The sequence below is a fragment of the Natronorubrum texcoconense genome, assembly GCF_900100335.1.
Classification (GTDB): Archaea; Halobacteriota; Halobacteria; order Halobacteriales; family Natrialbaceae; genus Natronorubrum; species Natronorubrum texcoconense.
In genome coordinates, this window is sequence record NZ_FNFE01000002.1 from 750,860 (window position 1) to 771,043 (window position 20,184).

Genomic DNA, 20,184 nt, shown 5'->3' on the forward strand with positions numbered 1-20,184 from the left:
GGTCGTATGCCTACGTGGAAACGACGATCCGTACTGGCAACTGGTGCAGCGCTCTCGCTCGGCGGGCTTTCGTCGATCGGTACGGGATCGGAGGCTGACGACGCCACAGAGCTACCGGATTCGTCCATCGATCCCAATCCAGAAACGGACGAGGACTGGCCCTCCTACGACGGTGGCGCCGGGCACTCCAGGTCCATTTCGGACACCCGCGAGTTCGACGGCGAGGCTCTCGAGGCCGCCTGGTCGGTCGCCATCGATAGCGGGCGCGGCGAATTCGGCGCCGCAGTCGCCGTCGCCGACGATACCGTCTACGCGAAGACCGAGTCCGCGGTCGTCGCGCTCGAGGCGGCGGACGGGTCGGTCGTCTGGGAGGCCGACGACGTCGACGCGTGGGGGCCGGCGGTCGCCGGCGAAACCGTCGCGCTCTCGGGCGAGGAGGTGGTCGCACTCGATCGCGCCGACGGAAGCGTGCGGTGGACCACCGAGTTCGACCCCGAGAATCGAGGCGACGTCAGCAGGCACACGGTTGCCTACGACGCCGTCTTCGTTATTTTCGACGGAACGCTGTACGCCCTCGAGATCGACGACGGGTCGATCCGCTGGCGACTCGAGTCGATCCGGGACGAGGACGGCGAGGAACACGAGTTCGACACCGACGTCGCTGCGGCGAACGGCGTCGTCTACGCCGTCTCCGGGGACTTCGTCCTCGCGCTCGAGCCCGAGTCGGGCGACGAACGCTGGCGGTCCGAGGTGTACAACGGCGCGGTGTCCCTTCCGTCCCGCGCGACGGCGACGGGCGTCCTCCTCGGGGGCGATATGTACGAGCGTTCGATCAGCGATGCAGAGTCGGGTGAGGGTATCGGAGTGGTCAACTCGGAGTACATCGAGCCGGTTTTGGACGAAGAGATGTACGTCGACGGCGGTCCACACACGTTCTCGGGGCGGTCCTACGCCGCGGACGACGAGTACGAGTGGGACGTCGACATCCACTACAGTTCGGTGTCGACCGTCATCACCGGCGACACCGTCTACGCCTACGTCGACGAGGCGAACCACCCGCCGAACGCGGAGTACAGCGCGGATCTCGTCGCCCTGGACAGGTTCGACGGGACCGAACGATGGGTGCGATCGGCCGACGAGACGCCCGTCGGCCCGATACGGGCGATCAGCGGCGAGACGATCTACGTCGACCACGACGGCGAACTCGTCGCGCTCCGGGAGCAAACGGACGAGGAAGGCGGTGATGACCAGCCCGACGAGGATAACGAAAGCGGCGAAGATGACGACGGCTCCGGCGACGACGGCGCCGACGATGACACGGACGAGGGAGACGACGAGCAGAGCGGATCCGAGGACGATGACCAGCAACAGGACGGAGAGGACAATACCGACGAGGCCGAATCCGACGGCGACGACCAGCAACAAGACGGCGATAGCGAGTCCGGCGAAGGCGACACTGACGCCGGTTCGGAGGCTGGAGACGAAGACACTGATACCGAGGTAGACGCCGAAAACGAAACCGAGACCGACGTCAGCGATGACACCGACGGCGTGCCCGGATTCACGACCGGTGCCGGACTCCTCGGTGGGGCGACCGCCCTCGAGTGGCTGCGCCGAACGTCAGGCGCTGATGAATCGACCAGCGTGAACGAACCAGCCAAGTAAGAGACCCCGATTGCGGTCCGTCGGACGGGGCTGCTGACACCGTATCGATTCTCGCCTCTCGGTTACACCGTTTTCAGGTCCGACGCACCCGAATATCCCGCCGGTTTTACGTACCGACTGGATCGACGAAAGCCGTGTTATCGAACCCGCGTCTCCGAGACGCCTCGAGTTCGAGCGCCAATCACACGTTCCGAACGCTGTCGCCCAAACGGTCGAACGCTACAGTTCGAACTCGAGGCGGTCTCCCTCCTCGACGTCGCGCTCGTCGGTCCACTCGTAGACGACTTCCAGCACGTACTGGCCGTGGCCGGCGTAGGTCTGTTCGCTGCCGTCCTCGTCCGGCCCGGGTTCCGGCGCGTGATGGATCTCCGTGATCACGCCCTCGTCGTCCGCGAAGACGATGTCGATCCCGAAAGACATCTCCCGCATGAAGAACTCTCGATCCTCGACCGCCTCGTAGACGAACAGCATGCCGCGGTCGTCGGGTAACTCCTCGGTGTCGCTCAGGCCCAGCCCTTGCAACTCCGGCGTGTCGGCGATGGCCGCCGTGACCGTCCCCAGTTCCTCGCCGTCGGAATCCGTCACCGCTACCTCGGTCGTCTCGTACTCCGCGTGAACCTCGGACGAGGAGTCGTCACTGTCGTCGGTATCGTCGCTCGAGTTCCCCGTCGTCTCTTCGAGTTCGTCACCGTTGGCCCCCTCGTCGTCGCCGGTATCGTCGGCACAGCCCGCGAGTCCGAGCGAGCCGAGAGTTACCGCGGTACCTGCCAGCACGGTTCGTCGGGTCGAGGTCGACGGCTGTTGCGGAGTCATTTCGATACGGAACCGACCACGAAAGCGGTGATAAGTGTTTGTCGCCCGATTCGTGAATATAACTCGGCTGACAAGGTCTGTATCGGCCACCGGGGGGTTTCTCCCCCGCGTGACCGACGTTGTGTTGTTCTCCACAAATCTCTGTGACGTGCTAACTTCTGACAGTGTCGGACGAAGGCCGAGAGCCGTCAGTGGGGAATGCAGTGCGTACGTTTAGAAGCCATGCACGCGTTAGCGTCGCTGTGAACTGGACAGCCGACGACGTCCCCGACCAGCACGGCCGAACGGTCGTCGTCACGGGAGCCAACAGCGGGATCGGTCTCGAGGCAACCCGCGAACTCGTCCGAAACGGCGCGACGGTAGTCATGGCCTGTCGGGACACCGACCGCGGCGACGAGGCGGCGCGGGACATCCGCGCGGACGTGCCCGACGCCGACCTCCGCGTCGAGGCCTGCGATCTGGCGAGCCTCGAGTCGATCCGCGCCTTCGCCGAGCGCCTCGAGGACGAGGCGATCGACGTCCTGATCAACAACGCCGGGACGATGGCGATTCCTCGCTCGGAGACCGAGGACGGTTTCGAGACCCAGTTCGGCGTCAACCACCTCGGTCACTTCGCGCTCACGGGGCTGATGCTCGACGAACTCCATACGGCCCCTGACTCGGGACCCGCGCGAGTCGTGACGGTCTCGAGCGGACTCCACGAACGCGGCGAGATCGACTTCGACGACCTCCACGGCGAGCGGACGTACGACAAGTGGGACGCCTACGGCCGGTCGAAACTCGCCAATTTGCTGTTCGCGTACGAACTCGAGCGCCGGTTTCTCACCGCCGGGCTGTCCGCCAAGAGCCTCGCCGTCCATCCCGGCTACGCGAACACGCAGCTGCAGTTCCGCGGCATCGAGGGTCGCGGCTCCCGGATCCGGTTGTTGGGTCGACGACTGATGAACGCCGTGCTCGCCCAGTCAGCCGAGAAGGGCGCACTCCCCACGCTGTACGCGGCGACTGCGCCGGACGCGGCGGGCGGCGCGTACTACGGCCCCGGCGGACTGCTTGACATGCGGGGCACTCCGGAACGACAGGCTTCGTCGGAGCGGTCGTACGACCGCGGGACCGCTCGTCGGCTGTGGGAGGTCTCGAGCGAGCTAACCGGCGTGACCTACGATCTCCCCGAGCCGAAGGCCCCGTCGTCGTGAGTCGGTAACTCGAGTCCGCCCGTGTGAGATTCGTTCGGGAACCGTCCGAGCCGACCGTAACGCGAAAGGCGACGCAGCCGAACAGTCGAGTAATGAGCGACGACGACGGTATCCAGCGCGCGAGCGACGTCGGCTCGTCGGACGCGCCGCCGATCGAGGAGAAGCCCTACAAGATCATCTTCGAGGCGAACAAGTGCTTCGGCGCGGGCAAGTGCGCCGAGGTCAGCGACAACTGGGAGATGTCCATCGCATCGGGCATCGCCAAGCCGAAGACGTACTTCTTCGGCGAGGAGGATCTCGAGCACAACGTCCGTGCGGCCGACGTGTGCCCAGCGAAGAAGGACGACGGCTGCATTCACGTCGTCGATCGCCGCACCGACGAGGAGATTGCGCCGGACCCCCACGGCGACGGAACGCTGAGCGTCGACTGGTAGCGCTCGCGTTCGCAATCCGGCGGGCGCGACTCACTTCGTTCGCGGAAGATAACTCGAGAGAACACCGAAACGCACATCCCGAACCGGAGACAACGGTCGAGTGCCTTCTGTGCGAGGGTAGCCAAGCAGGCCAACGGCGGTGGGCTTAAGACCCGCTCCTGTAGAGGTCCGAGGGTTCGAATCCCTTCCCTCGCATGTCACCGCGAACACTCGTGAGCGGTGACTGCGAGCGGAGGGGTTTGAATCAGGGAGCGAAACAACTGAGGTTCGAATCACCCTCGTCCGTGACCTACTCGCAACTAATGCGAGAGCAACAGGATTCGTAACAAACATCAATCTGTTATCCATGCTTCTCGTTAGTGATCGGCGGCCAACAGTTGTCGTCGATCACGGGCCGCAGTCAACCGGCCCAGAAGTCAGGGATCTCACCCGCGGACACCGAACAAAAATCATTCGGGAAAGGCGTAACAGGTCCACTGACAAGCCCCTACTACGGCACTCGGGGCAGTTGATATCCCTTCCCTCGTAGACTCGAAATACCGTGTCAACGTATCGATTACGTGAGATCAGGCTACGAGAAGAGAACCCGTCAGCTTACGCGTAGAAAGACACCTCCGGAGATCATTCGCCGAGTTCGGACCCTACGACTCCGACCTTGAGTCCACGCCAATCCCCCTCGCCGCCGTCGCTTTGAACGACGCCATGATCGACCGGCCGGCCTCGAGCCCCAGTCGCTCCGCGCTGGCTCGAGTGACGAGCGCCTGTAGCGTCGCCCCATCGCCCAGTCGAACCACCACTCGGTCGATCGCATCGCCCGATTCGACCTCGACGATGGTTCCCGAAAACCGATTTCGGAGGCTGGTATCGTCGCCTCGAGGGGTCTCGTCGGGATCTGTCAGGACGACGGCGTCCGAGCGGATGCTAACCTGCACCTCGCTCGCGTCCTCGGGAACGAGCGCCAGTATCGAGCCGACGGTGGTCTCGACGGTCGCGAGTTCACCCGTTCGGTCCCGGACGGTGCCCGAGATCACGGACTCCGTGACCCGGGCGACGCCGTTGAGTTCGGCGGCGTGTCGGTCGAACCGTCGGCGGAGGTCGCGGGCGTTCTGCGTGAGAACTGTCCCGCCGCCACCGCGGCCCCCGCGTCGCCGTTCGGTAACCGGGCCGACGGCGTCTTCGATCTCGACGATTCGGTTCTGCAGACGCGCGTACGACCGGCCGAGTTCGTCGGCCGCGCTGTGCATCGAGCCGTGGTCGTCGATCGCCTCGAGCATCTCGATATCGCGGCGGTCGATCGTCACGCCGTCGACCGACAGTGTCGTGGTGTAGCCCTTTTCGATCGTCATCAGTAGATCAGCTCCCCGTCGATGAACTGTTGCGTTCGGTCATCGGTCGGCTCCTCGAACACCGTTTCGGTTGGCCCGACCTCGATGACCTCGTTTTCGAGAAGCACCGCGACCCGATCCGCGACCCGTTCGGCCTGGTGCATGTCGTGGGTAGCGATCGCGACGCCGATGCCCCGATCTCGCGCGTTGCCGATCGCCTCCTCGAGGACGGCCGTGTTTCGCGGGTCGAGGTCCGACGTCGGCTCGTCGAGGAGGAGCACGTCGGGTTCGTACGCGAGCGCCCGAGCGAACGCGACGCGCTGGGCTTCGCCGCCCGAAAGCGACGAGGCGTCCTGATCGGCCTTGTCGGCCAATCCGACGGCGTCGAGCGCGTCGACAACTTCGATAGTGCCGTTTTCGGCTCCGACGAGACTCGCGAGTTCGTGTCGAATGCGGTCCGTCCACGACTGTCTGACCCGGAGCCCGTACTCGGCGTTGCGAACGACGCTCGCGTCGAACAGGCTGGCCTCCTGAAAGACCATCCCGATCCGGCGACGGTACTCGAGTCGCTCGCGGTCGCCGACCGCCCAGACGTCGGTTCCGTCGTACTCGATCGAGCCATCGTCGGGCGCGTCGAACAGCGCGAGCAGCCGCAGCAGCGTCGACTTCCCGACGCCGGAGGGGCCGATGATGGCGACGACCTCGCCGGGCGAGACCGACAGCGAGACCTCCTCGAAGACGGTCTCGTCGTCGTAGGCGTGGTAGACGTCCGTCGCGCGTAGCGTCATCGGTACCGCCCTCCGCCGTCGTTTCCGAGCCGAACGACGATCGCGTTGACGGCCAGGACGAGGACGAGCAGGATCGCACCGAGGAGCATCGCGGTCTCGAACCGGCCCTGTCGAGCCTCGAGTTGGATCGCCGTCGTAAGCGTCCGTGTGACCGACGTTCCGTCCGAACGGGCGATGTTACCGCCGACGATGAGGACGGAGCCGACTTCGCTGATCGCGCGGCCGAAGCCCGCCAGCACAGCCGTCGCGATGCCGTAGCGCGCTTCCTTGATGGTGACGAACGCGACGTCCGTCCGCGTCCCGCCCATCGCGTACGCCGCGTCCCGGACGTTCTGCTCGACGCTGCTGACGGCGGCGAGACTGACGCCAGCGATGACGGGCGCTGCAAGCACGAACTGCGACAGGATCATCGCCTCGGGGGTGAAAACGAGGTCGAACGAGCCGAGCGGTCCCTGATTCGAGACGGCGAAGAGGACGACGAGACCGACGACGACGCTGGGAAAGCCCATCCCGGTGTTGATGAGCGACGTGAGCAGCGTCTTCCCGCGAAACTCTGTGAAACCGATGAGGAGGGCGACCGGGAGACTACACAGCGTGCTCAATGCGACGGCGACGAGACTAACGTACAGCGAGACCGCGATGATGCTGCGGATGTAGTGCCACTCGAAGGGAAAGTCGACGACCAGCGGCGCGCCCGTGGTGAGTTCGAGTACCATCCGTGCGCACCCTCAGTCGTCCGCGCCGTCCCAGCCCTCGGGGACGTACTGCTGGAAGTTCGGTTCCTCGGAGACGGCCTCCGGAAAGAACAGCTGTTCACCCTCGACCGCGTACTCCTCGATCCGTTCGCGGCTCTCGAGCCCCGTGAGATACCCGATGTACGCCATCGCGAGGTCGTAGTTCACGTTGTCGTGGACGGCCGGATTGACGGCGACGATGCCGTACGGATTCGCGAGCAGGTCCGGCCCGTCTTCGATCGGGCCCTCGACGTGGGTCTCGAGGCCGATATCCGACCGCATCGAGAGATACGTGCCGCGGTCGGCGAGCGTGTAGTCGCCGCCCTGGTCCGTCTGGGTGAGTATCTCACCCATGCTGCCGCCACCGTCCAGATACCACTCGCCGAACTCGTCGTCGCCGACGCCGGCGGCGTCCCAGATCTCGAGCTCTTTCGCGTGCGTTCCCGAGTTGTCCCCGCGCGAGACGAACGTCGACTCCGCCTCGGCGATGTCGGTAAACGCCGCTTCGACGTCCGTGGTCCCCGAAATCCCCGCCGGGTCGTCAGCGTCGCCGACGACCACGAAGTCGTTGAACATCAGATCGCGTCGGTTGACGCCGTACCCCGCTTCCAGAAACTCGTCCTCGAGCGCGCGGGCGTGGACCATCACGACGTCCGCGTCACCGCTGCGGGCGGTCTCGAGTGCAGCGCCCGTCCCCTGACCGATCGCCTCCACGGTGACGCCGTATCGGTCCTCGAAGGGCGCGTTGAGTTCGTCGAGCAGGCCCGTGTCGTAGGTGCTCGTCGTCGTCGTGAGCCGGAGCGTTTCGCCGGTGATCGCTCCCTCCTCCCGACTCCTGAACGCCGTACAACCAGCGATCCCGGTAGCTGCCACAGAGCCGACCGCTGCGACGAACTGTCGGCGTTGTATCGACATAGATACTACGATACTGCCTCGGATGAAATAGTTTTGGATCACGACGTAACCACAGTGGGTTACGTCCGATCCGGTAGAGAACGACGTTCGGGCTCGAGGAGTGCGTTTTCGACGTGGCCGAATCGGCTGCGTAACCAAAAAAGGCAACCCATCTGAGAGCTACTGAAACCCGGCGGAGATGTGCCGCGAGGAGCTACTCTTCGACCGGCGACTGTTTCTCGTCGGGCAGTCGTGCGAGCGCTTCGATGGTGGCGACGACCGGTTCGTCGGCGCCCGCAGGACGAACGACACCACTCGTCGCATCGTACTCGACCGCGCCGTCGGCGGCCAGTTTCGGCAGTCGGTGCTGGACGAGATCGAGGTAGACCGCCTCCTCGGTCGTCTCCTCGAGCGACGCGATCTGTGCCGCGATCGTCTCGACGCCGAGCGGTCGGTCGGCGAGCGACACCGCCTGGAGCGTGTACCAGGCTCGCGTATCGGACGCGAGACTGGCAACGGTTCGTGCAGGCGGCGAGAGGGAGTCGATGTCACCCCGTCCGTCGGCGGTATCCGTCTCCTCGGACGCTCCCAGTTCGACGGTGTGTCGCTGGTTCGCCACTGCGGCAGCCAGACCGACGACGCCGCCGCTCAACATGCCGATGACGAGCAAGAGCGACGAATCCGCGACGGCGTTTCCGACGAGCCACTCCGCGAGAAGGAAGCCCGAGACGAGGAGCCCGGCGGTGAGGGAGCCGACGAGAGACCACGTCGCGATCGACCACTGATCCTCGTAGGACCGGCGTTGCGTCGCGACCCAGTAGCCCGCGTAGACGAGCGCGAGCGCCGGCGCGATCACGAGTAGGCTCTCGATCGATTGGACGACGATCGGTTCGGGGTAGCGATACACCTGTGCCAGTCCGGCGACCCCGAGTGCGATTCCGAGTACGGCGACGAACCACGCTGCGCTATCCTGCCATCTCGTCGTACGCGGGCGTCTACTGTCCAGTGAGGTCATCAGTCACCTGTACTGTAGCACGTCACGCAGTAAGAACGTTCTTGCGTCCGGTCGAACGGGAGAGTCGATCGATCCTGCCAACCGGAGGGTGCAGGTGCAACTGTTTCACGTCACCGACTGGTATCACGGCCGAGAGTCCGATGACCAATCCGGATCGAGAGCAGTCACGGATCGCTAACAACCGACTGGCAGTCGCCGTAGCCGTCGGTTCGTTGCTCGTCCTCTCGGCAGTCGGACTGTTCTATCGGACCGGGCTGCTCGACTACATCGTGCCGACTCACGGCCCTGCAGCCGACGCAGCCCCGCTCTACGTCCTGATGGCCGTCGCTCTGTTCGCACTCATCGTCTGGAGCTGGAGCCGACTGGTCTCGTGGTTCGACTGAAGTCAGGAGAACCGACGGCAGCGTTCCGACCTAGAACGGGTACTCCCGAGACTCGCGCTGAATCGAGATCCACTTCGTCGTCGTCAGCTCCTCGAGGATCGACTCGCCGTTGTACCGCCCCAATCCGGACTGTTTCATCCCGCCGAAGGGGACGTGGGGCTCGTCGTTGACCGGCTGGTCGTTGATGTGGATCATCCCCGTCTCGATGCCGTCGGCGATCGATCGAGCCTGCGCGAGGTCCTCGCTGTGAACCGATCCCGAGAGGCCGTGGATCGTATCGTTGGCCAGTTCGATCGCCTCCTCGTCGCTCGAGTAGGGGATCACCGGCGCGACCGGGCCGAAGTGTTCGTTACACGCCGCGGCCATGTCGTTGTCCGCGTCGGAGAGGACCGTCGGCTCGACCACGAGTCCGTCGTGTTCGCCGCCGGTCTCGAGGGTCGCCCCTTCGTCGACTGAGGTCTCGACGTACTCGAGGATCTGATCGCGCTGGCCCTCGTCGATGATCGGTCCGACGACGGTGTCCTCGTCGGTCGGGTCGCCGGTCGGAAGGTTCGCCGCGCGGTCTGTAAGCATCCCCACGTAGTCGTCGTAGACGTCCTCGTGGACGAGGTGGCGGTTGATCGAGATACAGATCTGGCCCTGGTGGAGGAACGAACCGAAGACTCCGCCGTCGACCGCGCGATCGAGGTCGGCGTTCTCGGTGACGACGTGGACGTTGTTCCCGCCAAGTTCGAGCGCGGGAAGCGCGCAGTTGCCGGCCGCGTTCGCGGCGACCCGCTGGCCGATCTCCGTCGACCCGGTGAAGGCGAGCACTCGCGGAATCTCGTGGTCGGAGATCGCGTCACCGATCTCGGAGCCGCTGCCGGTGACGACGCTCAGGACGCCCTCCGGCACGCCGGCTTCCTCGAAGATCCGTGCGAGGAGCAAGCCGCCCGTAATCGGCGTGTTCGAGGCCGGCTTGAGCACGACCGAGTTCCCGGTCGCGATGGCCGGCGCGACCGCTCGCATCGAGAGGTGCAGCGGGAAGTTCCACGGCGAGATGACGCCGACGACGCCGGCAGGTTTGCGCTCGACGATGTTTTCCTTCCCGGGGATCGTCGACTCCATCTGCTTCCCGTCCATCCGGAACGGGTAGCTCGCCGCCTGCTGCATCATCGCCATCGCCGTCTGCAGTTCGGCCCCGCTTTTGACTCGCGTACTGCCGGACTCGAGGGCCAACAACTCGGAGATTTCCTCGCGATTGTCACGAACGAACTCGATCGCCGCCGTAATAACCTCCGCTCGTGCTTGCGGCGGTTGCTGGGCCCACTCTTTCTGGGCTTCGCTCGCGGCCTCGTAGGCCCGATCGACGTCGTCCTCGGTTCCGGCCGGAACGGTCGCAATCTTCTCGCGCGTGTAGGGGTTCTCGACCGCGATCTCCTCGCGGTCGCTCGGCTCCGTCCACTCGCCCGCGAGATACAGCGAATTCCAGCCCGATTCGGGTGTCAACGGGAGATCTGTCATACAGCGATACTACCCGACGAGTGTGGAAAAGTGACACACCGGCAGGCGCAACGGGGACTAAGTCCACGTTCGACTGAACAAACCACGTGCGGTGGCGCGCGCTGAGCCGCGGTGAACCGACGGTGAACCGCGGCCCGAATATGCGCGAGGGATGAGTGAGCGACTGTAAGGAGCGAACGAATCGGTTGGGGAGGACGTGGAACCCATCGCCGCCAGCGGCAGCAACACACTCGTTCTGACTAACCCCCATCGAAACAGCATCGTTCACTAAGTAGGTCTATTGATCGGCTGACTCACCGCAGTCCGATTGAAAGAAACGAAGCCCTCGTGGCGAACTCATCCGCTGAGAGTATAAAAATGACTTTCCACTCGCGATCAGGAGGACGAATCCACCGACTAATGTCAAGTACAGACCAGTCCCTGCAATAAACATTCCCGTCACTCCGTACTGAGTGAAAAAGAACACTAACGAGAGCACGACCGAGACGGTTCCGACAACCGTTCTAAATGCTTCGCTGCTAATCCACCGAATTTCGATCAGTATTCCGAGCGCAGCAATAACTGCAAGTACAAGCGTTACGAGTCCATACGTTTCCGTCCCTGATCCCATACCCGCGATCTTGACTAGATGGATGTACTCGTACGTCGGATTCGTGATGACCCACGGAAAGTACGCACCGAGACCGAGCAAACAGAGCCCCGCCCATACTATGACTTTCGAAGATGGGACCACACCATCATGTGACCTATCTAAAATATAGTCTTTTCGTGTAATTAGGAAGGGATCTGTACCGACCATTGCACTTCTCCACTCACTGAACGAACTCGCTGCCTGTACGGTGATGAACGGCTGCTGAATACATATTCATTATTTGGAATGAGTAACGCTGTCTGTAACTGGTAGAGTGTCCACTGATCAGTTTGTATCTGTAGTGTGTGTCCCGTACCTTGAGCGATCACAAGTGCCCGTGACCCGACGAGAACGCGCTGTAGACCTCACAGATTCGACCTACCTCCGATACGAAGCATGCTGATCGCTCGAGCGAACACGACGAGTCTCCGAGCCCGACCAGTGTCAGACACCCGTCCGAAACGACAGATCGAGCGACGGCGCAGAGTGCGTCAGCGATCCCATCGAGATGACGTCGACGCCCGTCGCGGCGTACGCCGCAACCGTCTCGAGCGTGATTCCCCCGCTCGCCTCGGCCAGTACGCCGTCGTACGCCGCGAGCAGGTCGACGGCGGCCCCGATCTCTTCGGGCGTCATATTATCCAACAGGACGATATCCGCACCGGCCTCGGCGGCCCGCGGCGCGTCCTCGACGGACTCGACCTCGACGTCGAGTTTCGTCGCGAACGAGGTCCGCTCCCGAAAGTGCGAAACTGCGCCCTCGAGTCCCATCTCGGCGAGATGGTTGTCCTTCACCATCACCATGTGAGAGAGATCGAGTCGATGGGTGTCCCCGCCGCCGGCGACGACGGCGCGTTTCTCGAGCCCCCGAAGCCCGGGCGTCGTCTTGCGAGTCGCGGCGATCCGCACGTCGCCGGATTCGGTGCGGGCGCGGTCAACTACCCGTCGCGTCCGCGTCGCGATTCCCGACGCGTGACCCGCGAGGTTGACAGCGACGCGTTCGCCCCGCAAAACCTCGCGTGCGGGCCCCTCGACGCGGAGGAGTTCGTCGCCGGGTTCGAGTTGAGCCCCATCGTCGAGCGACTCGAGCACGTCGACGCCGAGATAGTCGAAGACGGCCGTCGCGGCCTCGAGACCCGCGACGACGCCGGAGTCCTTCGCGACGAGGCGGCCGGTCGTCTCGCCCGGGACCTGATTCGTCACGTCGTGGTGGCCGACGTCCTCGCGGAGCCAGCGTTCGACCTGTGCGTTCGTGATCATTGTGGGTTAGTCGTCCGCCGGCTGCTCCGCCGTTGAGTCGTCCCTCGAGTCCTCCACGACGTAGTGACAGCCCGTCGACTCGGCGTTCTCGCTCGCCGCTCGAGCGATCAGCAGGGCCGTCACGCTCGCGTTCCGCAGTTCGTACAGATCCCGCGCCGTCCGCGTGCGGATGTAGGCGTCGACCTCGCCCTTGAGCCGCCGGAGGACGGCGCTCGCGCGGGCGATTTCGTCGGGGTCGCGCTCGAGACCGAGATACTCGTCCATCGTCCGCTTCAGGCGAATCGACTTTTCGGCGGCGAAGCGCTCTGGAAGGTCCGGATCGCTGTTGCGGAGGTCGGGGGCCTCGACGGGTTCGGGGTCCGCGTCCAGACCCGCAGCGTCTTCGCCCGCGCGGAGGCCCCAGACGAGGCCCTCGAGCAGGCTGGTACTCGCCAATCGATTCGCACCGTGAACGCCTGTGCGCGAGCACTCGCCGACCGCGTAGAGCCGATCGAGTGACGTTCGGCCGTGTTCGTCGACGTCGATACCGCCACAGAGGAAGTGCTCACAGGGCGCGACCGGGATCTCGTCGCCGTCGATGCCGCGGTCGCGACACTTCTCGGCGATGGCGGGGTACTCCTCGGCGAACGCGCCCTCGAGCGTGCTCACGTCCAGGACGACCTCCCCGGTCGCCTCCCGCTCGGTCTCGACCGCGCGAGCGACGACGTCCCGCGGGGCCAGATCGCCCTGCGAGTGGTAGTCATCCATAAACCGTTCGCCGTCACCGTTCCGCAGTATCGCGCCCTCGCCGCGAAGGGCTTCCGAGAGGAGGAACGGATCCGCTCCGTCGTACGCCGTGGGGTGGAACTGCACGTACTCGAGGTCCGCGACGTCCGCCCCCGCAAGGGCGGCCATCGCGATCCCGTCGCCGGTCGCATCGTCGGGGTTGGTCGAGCGCGTGTAGAGCGCCCCGATGCCGCCGGTCGCGAGGATGGTCGTGCCGGCGAATATCGGATTCCCCGTCGGATCTTCGTCACTCAGAACGCCGTGGACGCGGCCCTCGTGCGTAATCAACTCGAGCGCGGCGGTATCCTGCCGCACCTCGATTCGGTCGTGTGCGTCGATGTGGTTCAGAAACGGTCGCAGGATGTGGGTTCCCGTCGCGGCGTCGACGTGGAGGATGCGGTAGTCCGAGTGGGCGGCCTCCCGCGTGTAGTCGAACTCCCCGTCGTCCGTCTCGTCGAACTCGATCTCGAGCGTCTCGAGCAGCACGTCTTCGACGGCGTCGTCGGCGTTCTCGACCAAGACATCGACCGCGTCGGGATCGGCGGTGCCGTCGCTGGCTGCGATAATGTCCGCCTTGAGGCTCTCCGGTTCGCCGCGAGTCGTCGAGATGCCGCCCTGGGCCCAGTCGGTGCTGGCACCGTCGGGTTTCGTCGCCTTCGTGAGCAAGAGCACCTCGGCTCCCTCGCGGGCAGCCTGCAGAGCGGCCGCACAGCCCGCGATTCCGCTTCCGACGACGAGAACGTCCGCAATTTCGTGGTCGTGATCGTGAGTTGCGGTCATCGTGGATCAGATCTCGAGCATTCGATCGAGTGCGACGCCCGCGAGTTCCTTCTCCTCGGGCGCGACCTCGATGACGTTGCGTTCGCGACCCTCGACGAGTTCCTCGAGCACCCACGTCAGGTAGTTCGGGTCGATCTGGCGCATGGCGTTGCAGTCCATGCAGGCGTCACCGCAGAGCGGCAGGACGTTCACCTCGGGGTGCCAACGCTGGAGGTGCTCGGTGAGGTGGATCTCGGTGCCGATGGCCCACGTATCGCCGGGATCGGCCTCTTCGATCGTCTCGCATATCGTCGCCGTCGAACCCGCCTTGTCCGCAGCTTCGACGACCTCGCGGCGGCACTCGGGGTGGACGATAACCTTCGCGTCGTCGTGTTCGGCTCGGATCTGCTCGATGTGGTCCACGCGGAACCGCTCGTGGACCTGGCAGTAGCCGTCCCAGAGGATGATGTCGCTCTCGGCGACCTCGTCGGCGTCTTTCCCCTCCGGATCCCACGGGTCCCACTCCGCAATTCGGTCTTCCATCCCCATTCGGTGGGCCGTGTTCTCCCCGAGGTGCTTGTCGGGGAGGAAGAGGACCTTGTCGCCCCGATCGAAGGCGTACTCGAAGGCTTTGTGTGCGTTCGAGGACGTACAGACGAGCCCGCCCTGGCTCGCACAGAACGCCTTCAGGTCCGCGTAGGAGTTCATGTAGGTGATCGGGATGATGTTCGCGTCGGGCGCGGCGGCCGTGATCTCGGCCCACGCGCTGTCGACCTGCAGGGCTTCGGCCATTCCGGCCATCGGACAGGAGGCCTCCATGCTCGGCAGAATGACGGTCTGGTCGTCGTCGGTGATGATGTCCGCGCTCTCGGCCATGAACGTCACGCCGCCGAAGATCACGTACTCGGCGTCCGCGTTCGCGGCCTCCTTCGAGAGCTGATAGGAATCACCGACGAAATCGGCGTGCTCGACGATTTCGCGTCGCTGGTAGTTGTGACCCAGGATAACGACGTCGTCGCCGAGTTCGGAGAGCGCCGCCTCGATGCGTTCGGTCCGTTCAGACTCCTCGAGGTCCCGGTAGCGGGGCGGCAACTGCTCGAGATTGTCGTATTTGAACAGACTCAGATCAGTCTCCAGCTCTGCCGTTTCCATTTTGACCATATCACGTCACCTGTGGTTGACTGCACATCACAGGCCGCTATTGAATAACTTTTTCCTTCGGTACGGATATATGGCGGAATACCACTGGCCAATAACCGAGTTGAAAACAGCGAATTAGTTTTTCTCTGTTGCTAATAGGTATTCGGAGCCGACTCTCCGTCGGGCCGCCACTGACGACTTTCCGTTTGAGAGTGGAGGAGAGTGTATGTCACTCGAGGACGCCTTCGCGAACTTCACACGGAGAGACTGGGAGCGAGAATCACCCGATGGGACGGTCCGACTCGCCGTGATCGGCGTCGGCGGTTTCGCCCGAAATCGCGCCCTCCCCGGCATCGCGGACGGGAGCTACTGCGAGACGACGATGCTCGTCAGCGGCTCACCCGACCGAGCGCGGGCGGTCGCGGAGTCGTTCGACGTCTCGCACATCGTCGACTACGACGCGTTTCTGGCCGGCGACCACGCGGAGACGTACGACGCGGTCTACGTCGCCACGCCGAACGCGACCCACGGCAGGTACGCTATCGCGGCCGCAGAGCACGGGAAACACGTCATCTGTGAGAAACCCCTCGATACGAGCCTCGAGCGTGCCCGAGAGATCGCCGACGCCTGTACCGACGCCGGCGTGACGCTGATGACCGCGTATCGCCTCCAGACCGAGCCGACGGTCCGCCGCACGCGAGAGCTCGTCCGCGATGGCGTCGTCGGCGAAGTGGTCCAAATCCACGGGGGCTTCTCCCACCCGCTTCTGGAACACGCCGGACCCGGCTCCTGGCGGCTCGATCCAGACCTCGCCGGCGGCGGCGCGCTGGTCGACCTCGGCGTCTACCCGCTGAACACCACTCGATTCGTCCTCGACTGCGATCCCGAGGGCGTGTACGCGACGACCCACTCGAGCGGCGAGCCGTTCGACGCCGTCGACGAGCACGTCGCCTTCCAACTCGAGTTCGACACCGGCGCGACGGCCTCCTGTACGGCGAGTTTCGACGCCCACGCGAGCAGTCGGCTCGAGCTGGTCGGCACCGACGGGACGATCTCGATCGCCTCGCCCTTCGGCGGCGTCGTTCCCCAGGAGATGGTCGTCGAGAGCGGGGACGTGCGCATGGAGTACACCGGTCCGCCGGTCGACGAGGTCCGTGAGGAGTTCGACTACTTCGGCTACTGCGTGCTGACGGGGACCGATCCCGAACCCGACGGCGAGGACGGTCTCACGGACCTGCGAGCGATCGAAGCCGCCTACGAATCGGCGGAGACGAACTGTCGAGTGGCTCTCGAGTAAAGCTGAAGTCTCCAAAAAGCAGCAGCACGTCGCCAATCACTCCGACTGCTCTGGCTGCACCCACGGCTTCCCCTCGGCGTCGACGAATTCGAACAGTCGTCGAGCTCCGCGGGAAACTGCTGTTCGACGTTGGCGATGTCGCCGCCCGGAACCGTCTCGCTCAGGAGCGCGACGACGGCCTTGCTGGGGAACAGCGCCTCCGGCCGGTCGACGTCCGATGGTCGGCCGTAGTTCGACTCGAGGTCGAGATCCGCGTAGGTCATGCGATCGACGACCCGCTCGACGAACGCGTCGGCGTCGTAGTCGTGGCCGTGGTCGACGTGGAGGAGGACATCACACAACAGATAACACAATAAAAGCTGCAATACACTAAAGCACCAAGCTGTTATATATGGATCATCTATGCCAGGTAGGGAACAAGATACACCTCCACCGGAGCTCAAGCTTCTGTGCGTTGGATACGATCGCGACGCATGTGATCGGATTTCCGCTGCCGTGCAAGAGCGAACACTATACAACGTAACTACATTCGAAGCTCAAACGATCGATTCAGCTGAATATCTTCTTGACCAGAATGAGATTGCGTGCGTCGTCAGCGAGTATCGTCTTGACGGTGGGGTGGGGGCAGAAGTGGTCCATCAAACCGATGATGTGCCAATCATCCTGTTCGTGGAGGACGGAAGCGAAGCGATCGCAAGCGAGGCAGTCTCATCGGGTGTCGACGAGTACGTCCCAAGAGACGACGACCTAGAGACGTATCACGAACTCGCGGACACCGTTGCTGAGACAGTCATCGATGACAAGAGGGACGATCACTCGGATGCGACATTGACTGACGTTCCTGTTGACTCACTTCCAATCGTTCTATTTTCAATTGACGCGAATGGAATTATCACCCACTCTCAAGGTCAGGGGCTAATAGACCTTGGTATAGAACCGGGGGAACTCGTTGGCGAGTCACTCTATGAGAGGTATGCTGATCTTCCGGGAGCGATCGAGGGGTACGAGACTGCGCTTACTGGTGAACAAACTGTTACCCCACTGGAACTCAACGAACGTATCATCGAAACCACCTTCTCACCGTTGGGTGACCGCAACACTGTGAAGGGCGTCGTTGGGCTCTCGATCGACATTACCGAACAAGTTGATGCAAAGCATGAAACACGTCAACTCTACACAGCTATCGAAACCACGATGGACGGCGTCGCACTTCTCGATTCTGAGGGCGAGTATTTCTATCTGAACGAGGCCCACGCGAAGATGTACGGTTTCGATGATCTAGAAGAGTTGATCGGAGAGAGCTGGCAAACCCTCTACGATGATGAGGAACTCGAACGCTTCGATCAGGAAATTATGCCCGTGATCGGTCGTGAAGGCGAGTGGCGCGGTGAGGCAACGGGAAGGAGGATCGACGGAACTCGATTTCCGCAGGAACTCACACTCACCGCGCTCGACGCTGGTGGTCTGATTTGCGTTGTGAGGGATATCAGCGAACAGAAATCGATTCTTGACGAACTTTCGAGGACCAGGGCCGAATTACAGGCCGTCCTCGACAATGCTCTGGCAGCGATCTATATGCGGGACCCCGAAGGGCGATATCGATATGTTAACGAGCAGTTCGAGGACCTCGTCGGCCTCACAGACGAGGAACTTCTCGAAAACCAGCCAACGGCAGTTCACGAGGACGAAGAACTAATCGAGACCATCGAAGCAGGTGATCGCGAAGCACTTGACGCTGGAGAGGCCGTCAAACGGGAAGAAGAAGTGTGGATCAAGAATCGCCGTCGCACCTTCGTGACCACAAAGGTGCCACTTTTCGAGGAAAGCGGTGAGCCATATGCAGTCTACGGGATCGCGACGGAGATAACGGAAATGAAAGAACGCGAGCGCGTCCTACACTCGCTGAACGAAGTAGCGCCACAGTTCATGAACGCAAGCGGTCCGATCGAGATTTCCCAGATTGCCGTCAAAACCGCACAGGAGGTTCTTGATCTTCCGATAGCGGGCCTGTGTCGCTACGACGATGAGGAGAACGTTCTCGTCCCGTTTACCACCACGGATCAAGCCGATGCCCTCTTCGAGGAGAAGCCGGTCTTCCAGCCAGGACAGGGACTCGCCTGGGAGGTATTTGACAGTAAAGAACCACAGATCGTGCAGGACGTTGCGTCGAATCCAAACGTCTACAATCCGGAGACTCCCATCCGAAGCGAGATGATACTCCCGCTTGGGGAGCACGGTGTGTTGATCTGTGGCTCACTTCAACACAAACGCTTTGATGAGTACGATCACGAGTTCGGAACTATCCTCGCGGCAACAACGACGAGCGCACTTACTCGCGCTGACCGAGAACGCGAACTCAAACGGCGGGACCGAGAGCTCGAACGGAAGAACGACCGTCTCAACGAGTTCGCAAATGTCGTTGCCCACGATATTAGAAATCCACTGACTGTTGCGAAGGGCTATCTCGGACTGGAACGGGAAGACCAAGATAGTCCCCACCTCGAGACGGCCGAAGAGGGAATTGATCGCACATTCGAGATCGTTGAGAACCTCCTTTCGCTCGCGCGAGCCGGCGAACAAGTCGGCGAGGTAGAACGTGTGAGTGTCGATGATGTGTCCAAGCAGGTATGGTCGATGGTCTGCACGGACGAGGCACGACTCCTAGTTGAAGATGAAGTGACCGTTGAGGGTGACCAACTCCGGTTAACCCAGCTGTTCGAGAACTTCTTTCGTAACGCCATCGAACATGGCGGTAGCGACGTCACCGTTCGCATTGGGGAACTCGAGCGGGCCCAAGGATTCTACGTCGAGGACGACGGCCTAGGAATCCCTGAAGAGAAACGCGAGACGCTTTTCGCCGATCAAGAGATTCGAGATCAAGACGACCAGCGTCGGTTCGGACTGGCGATTATCTCGGACATCCTTGGCGCGCACGACTGGGAGATCACCGTGACCGAGAGTGAAGACAACGGTGCACGATTCGAAATTGTCACTGCCGTGGCCCACTCACCAAACGGGTCTGAACAGAAGAGAGAGAACTCATAATGACCAACCTATCAGACGACTCGAGCTCGAATCACGACAGTGAGGAAGACGTTCTCCACTCAGAGGACAGTACCCATCCCCGTATCGAGTTACTCCATCACATTGCGGCAGAAATCGCCAGGTGTTCGGCCGAGACGGCGGTCTACGCACCGTGATCACCGCCACGTACGACCTGTTCGACGTTCGATACGCAGTCATCGTCATTCGCAATGGCGGCCGGTGGATCACGAACACGAGTTCGCTACCGGACAACGACAGATGTGTCCAACAGGTTCCACTCACCGGCTCCCAACTCAACGCAGTAATCGGTTAAAACGAGACGGGCGTTATCGACAACGTCACGGGGACAGTCAATGACACGTCCGTCGAGCGTGGAAAAGCACTCTGTACACCGATTGGCGAGGCGGGGGTGTTTCAACTCATCACTGACGGCGACGGATTTAATGTGGATGGTACCCACTATATGAGCTCCTCGGGTGGATCGTAGACGCTCGACTTGATTTCCTGTCACTATAGTGACAACTAAAACGATGTACACAC

17 protein-coding genes and 1 tRNA gene are annotated in these 20,184 nt (G+C 62.8%); 7 read left to right on the top strand and 11 right to left on the bottom strand.

The window, feature by feature from the left end:
* The first annotated feature begins 6 nt into the window (after positions 1–6).
* Positions 7–1,665: an outer membrane protein assembly factor BamB family protein gene (locus BLT08_RS10020; RefSeq protein WP_090305753.1), complete on the top strand. Its 1,659-nt coding sequence runs from the start codon at positions 7–9 to the stop codon at positions 1,663–1,665.
* Positions 1,666–1,884: 219 nt separating this feature from the next.
* On the opposite strand, the gene BLT08_RS10025 is transcribed toward BLT08_RS10020, so the two are convergent.
* The gene (locus BLT08_RS10025) at positions 1,885–2,478 is read right to left on the bottom strand and encodes a DUF192 domain-containing protein (RefSeq protein WP_090305756.1); all 594 of its coding nucleotides are present in this window, start codon (positions 2,476–2,478) and stop codon (positions 1,885–1,887) included.
* Positions 2,479–2,720: 242 nt separating this feature from the next.
* Here BLT08_RS10025 and BLT08_RS10030 point away from each other — a divergent pair, with 242 nt between their 5' ends.
* The 3 genes from BLT08_RS10030 (at position 2,721) to BLT08_RS10040 (ending at position 4,300) form a co-directional block, all read left to right on the top strand.
* Entirely contained in the window at positions 2,721–3,671 is a 951-nt protein-coding gene (locus BLT08_RS10030) for an oxidoreductase (RefSeq protein ID WP_090305759.1), read from the top strand.
* A 92-nt stretch (positions 3,672–3,763) separates the two neighbouring features.
* Positions 3,764–4,105 (top strand): ferredoxin, encoded by a 342-nt coding sequence (locus BLT08_RS10035; protein ID WP_090305762.1) that lies wholly within the window; start codon positions 3,764–3,766, stop codon positions 4,103–4,105.
* A 111-nt stretch (positions 4,106–4,216) separates the two neighbouring features.
* Positions 4,217–4,300, top strand: a tRNA-Leu gene (locus BLT08_RS10040).
* Between the two features lie 446 nt (positions 4,301–4,746).
* Here the strand turns inward: BLT08_RS10040 and BLT08_RS10045 are convergent.
* The 5 genes from BLT08_RS10045 to BLT08_RS10065 form a co-directional block, all read right to left on the bottom strand.
* Positions 4,747–5,451: a TOBE domain-containing protein gene (locus tag BLT08_RS10045; protein ID WP_090305765.1), complete on the bottom strand. Its 705-nt coding sequence runs from the start codon at positions 5,449–5,451 to the stop codon at positions 4,747–4,749.
* A complete protein-coding gene (locus tag BLT08_RS10050; protein ID WP_090305769.1) occupies positions 5,451–6,218 on the bottom strand; it encodes an amino acid ABC transporter ATP-binding protein in 768 nt (255 codons plus the stop codon). The genes BLT08_RS10045 and BLT08_RS10050 overlap by 1 nt, the downstream gene beginning before the upstream one ends.
* Positions 6,215–6,934: an ABC transporter permease gene (locus tag BLT08_RS10055; protein WP_090305774.1), complete on the bottom strand. Its 720-nt coding sequence runs from the start codon at positions 6,932–6,934 to the stop codon at positions 6,215–6,217. Before BLT08_RS10055 ends, BLT08_RS10050 begins: the two co-directional genes overlap by 4 nt.
* A 12-nt stretch (positions 6,935–6,946) precedes the next feature.
* Complete coding sequence (locus BLT08_RS10060) at positions 6,947–7,867, bottom strand: ABC transporter substrate-binding protein (RefSeq protein WP_090305777.1); 921 nt, start codon at positions 7,865–7,867, stop codon at positions 6,947–6,949.
* A gap of 193 nt (positions 7,868–8,060) precedes the next feature.
* Positions 8,061–8,861 (bottom strand): DUF7344 domain-containing protein, encoded by an 801-nt coding sequence (locus tag BLT08_RS10065; protein WP_090305780.1) that lies wholly within the window; start codon positions 8,859–8,861, stop codon positions 8,061–8,063.
* Positions 8,862–9,001: 140 nt separating this feature from the next.
* Here BLT08_RS10065 and BLT08_RS10070 point away from each other — a divergent pair, with 140 nt between their 5' ends.
* The gene (locus BLT08_RS10070) at positions 9,002–9,244 is read left to right on the top strand and encodes a hypothetical protein (protein WP_090305783.1); all 243 of its coding nucleotides are present in this window, start codon (positions 9,002–9,004) and stop codon (positions 9,242–9,244) included.
* A 30-nt stretch (positions 9,245–9,274) separates the two neighbouring features.
* On the opposite strand, the gene BLT08_RS10075 is transcribed toward BLT08_RS10070, so the two are convergent.
* The 4 genes from BLT08_RS10075 to nadA form a co-directional block, all read right to left on the bottom strand.
* The gene (locus tag BLT08_RS10075) at positions 9,275–10,747 is read right to left on the bottom strand and encodes an aldehyde dehydrogenase family protein (RefSeq protein ID WP_090305786.1); all 1,473 of its coding nucleotides are present in this window, start codon (positions 10,745–10,747) and stop codon (positions 9,275–9,277) included.
* Positions 10,748–11,822: 1,075 nt separating this feature from the next.
* Positions 11,823–12,638: a carboxylating nicotinate-nucleotide diphosphorylase gene (gene nadC, locus BLT08_RS10085; protein ID WP_090305793.1), complete on the bottom strand. Its 816-nt coding sequence runs from the start codon at positions 12,636–12,638 to the stop codon at positions 11,823–11,825.
* A 6-nt stretch (positions 12,639–12,644) separates the two neighbouring features.
* Positions 12,645–14,183, bottom strand: coding sequence for an L-aspartate oxidase (locus BLT08_RS10090; RefSeq protein WP_090305796.1), 1,539 nt, complete (start codon positions 14,181–14,183; stop codon positions 12,645–12,647).
* A gap of 6 nt (positions 14,184–14,189) precedes the next feature.
* The gene (gene nadA, locus BLT08_RS10095; RefSeq protein WP_090305799.1) at positions 14,190–15,323 is read right to left on the bottom strand and encodes a quinolinate synthase NadA; all 1,134 of its coding nucleotides are present in this window, start codon (positions 15,321–15,323) and stop codon (positions 14,190–14,192) included.
* Positions 15,324–15,528: 205 nt separating this feature from the next.
* Between nadA and gfo6 the strand changes: the two genes are divergently transcribed.
* On the top strand, positions 15,529–16,599 hold the full coding sequence (gene gfo6, locus BLT08_RS10100; RefSeq protein ID WP_090305802.1) for a D-xylose 1-dehydrogenase Gfo6: 1,071 nt from the start codon (positions 15,529–15,531) through the stop codon (positions 16,597–16,599).
* Here the strand turns inward: gfo6 and BLT08_RS22545 are convergent.
* Positions 16,557–16,940: a DUF2267 domain-containing protein gene (locus BLT08_RS22545; protein WP_245724190.1), complete on the bottom strand. Its 384-nt coding sequence runs from the start codon at positions 16,938–16,940 to the stop codon at positions 16,557–16,559. The two genes, gfo6 and BLT08_RS22545, sit on opposite strands and share 43 nt — an antisense overlap.
* A 154-nt stretch (positions 16,941–17,094) precedes the next feature.
* Here BLT08_RS22545 and BLT08_RS10105 point away from each other — a divergent pair, with 154 nt between their 5' ends.
* The gene (locus tag BLT08_RS10105; protein ID WP_175529275.1) at positions 17,095–19,644 is read left to right on the top strand and encodes a PAS domain-containing protein; all 2,550 of its coding nucleotides are present in this window, start codon (positions 17,095–17,097) and stop codon (positions 19,642–19,644) included.
* The last annotated feature ends 540 nt before the right edge of the window (positions 19,645–20,184 follow it).

Coding starts and splice junctions, on each gene's coding strand:
- nadA (WP_090305799.1), bottom strand. CDS start 15,323: ATGGTCAAAATGGAAACGGCAGAGCTGGAGACTGATCTGAGTCTGTTC.
- BLT08_RS10020 (WP_090305753.1), top strand. CDS start 7: ATGCCTACGTGGAAACGACGATCCGTACTGGCAACTGGTGCAGCGCTC.
- nadC (WP_090305793.1), bottom strand. CDS start 12,638: ATGATCACGAACGCACAGGTCGAACGCTGGCTCCGCGAGGACGTCGGC.
- gfo6 (WP_090305802.1), top strand. CDS start 15,529: ATGTCACTCGAGGACGCCTTCGCGAACTTCACACGGAGAGACTGGGAG.
- BLT08_RS10070 (WP_090305783.1), top strand. CDS start 9,002: ATGACCAATCCGGATCGAGAGCAGTCACGGATCGCTAACAACCGACTG.
- BLT08_RS10055 (WP_090305774.1), bottom strand. CDS start 6,934: ATGGTACTCGAACTCACCACGGGCGCGCCGCTGGTCGTCGACTTTCCC.
- BLT08_RS10045 (WP_090305765.1), bottom strand. CDS start 5,451: ATGACGATCGAAAAGGGCTACACCACGACACTGTCGGTCGACGGCGTG.
- BLT08_RS10065 (WP_090305780.1), bottom strand. CDS start 8,861: ATGACCTCACTGGACAGTAGACGCCCGCGTACGACGAGATGGCAGGAT.
- BLT08_RS10075 (WP_090305786.1), bottom strand. CDS start 10,747: ATGACAGATCTCCCGTTGACACCCGAATCGGGCTGGAATTCGCTGTAT.
- BLT08_RS10035 (WP_090305762.1), top strand. CDS start 3,764: ATGAGCGACGACGACGGTATCCAGCGCGCGAGCGACGTCGGCTCGTCG.
- BLT08_RS10090 (WP_090305796.1), bottom strand. CDS start 14,183: ATGACCGCAACTCACGATCACGACCACGAAATTGCGGACGTTCTCGTC.
- BLT08_RS10025 (WP_090305756.1), bottom strand. CDS start 2,478: ATGACTCCGCAACAGCCGTCGACCTCGACCCGACGAACCGTGCTGGCA.
- BLT08_RS10060 (WP_090305777.1), bottom strand. CDS start 7,867: ATGTCGATACAACGCCGACAGTTCGTCGCAGCGGTCGGCTCTGTGGCA.
- BLT08_RS10050 (WP_090305769.1), bottom strand. CDS start 6,218: ATGACGCTACGCGCGACGGACGTCTACCACGCCTACGACGACGAGACC.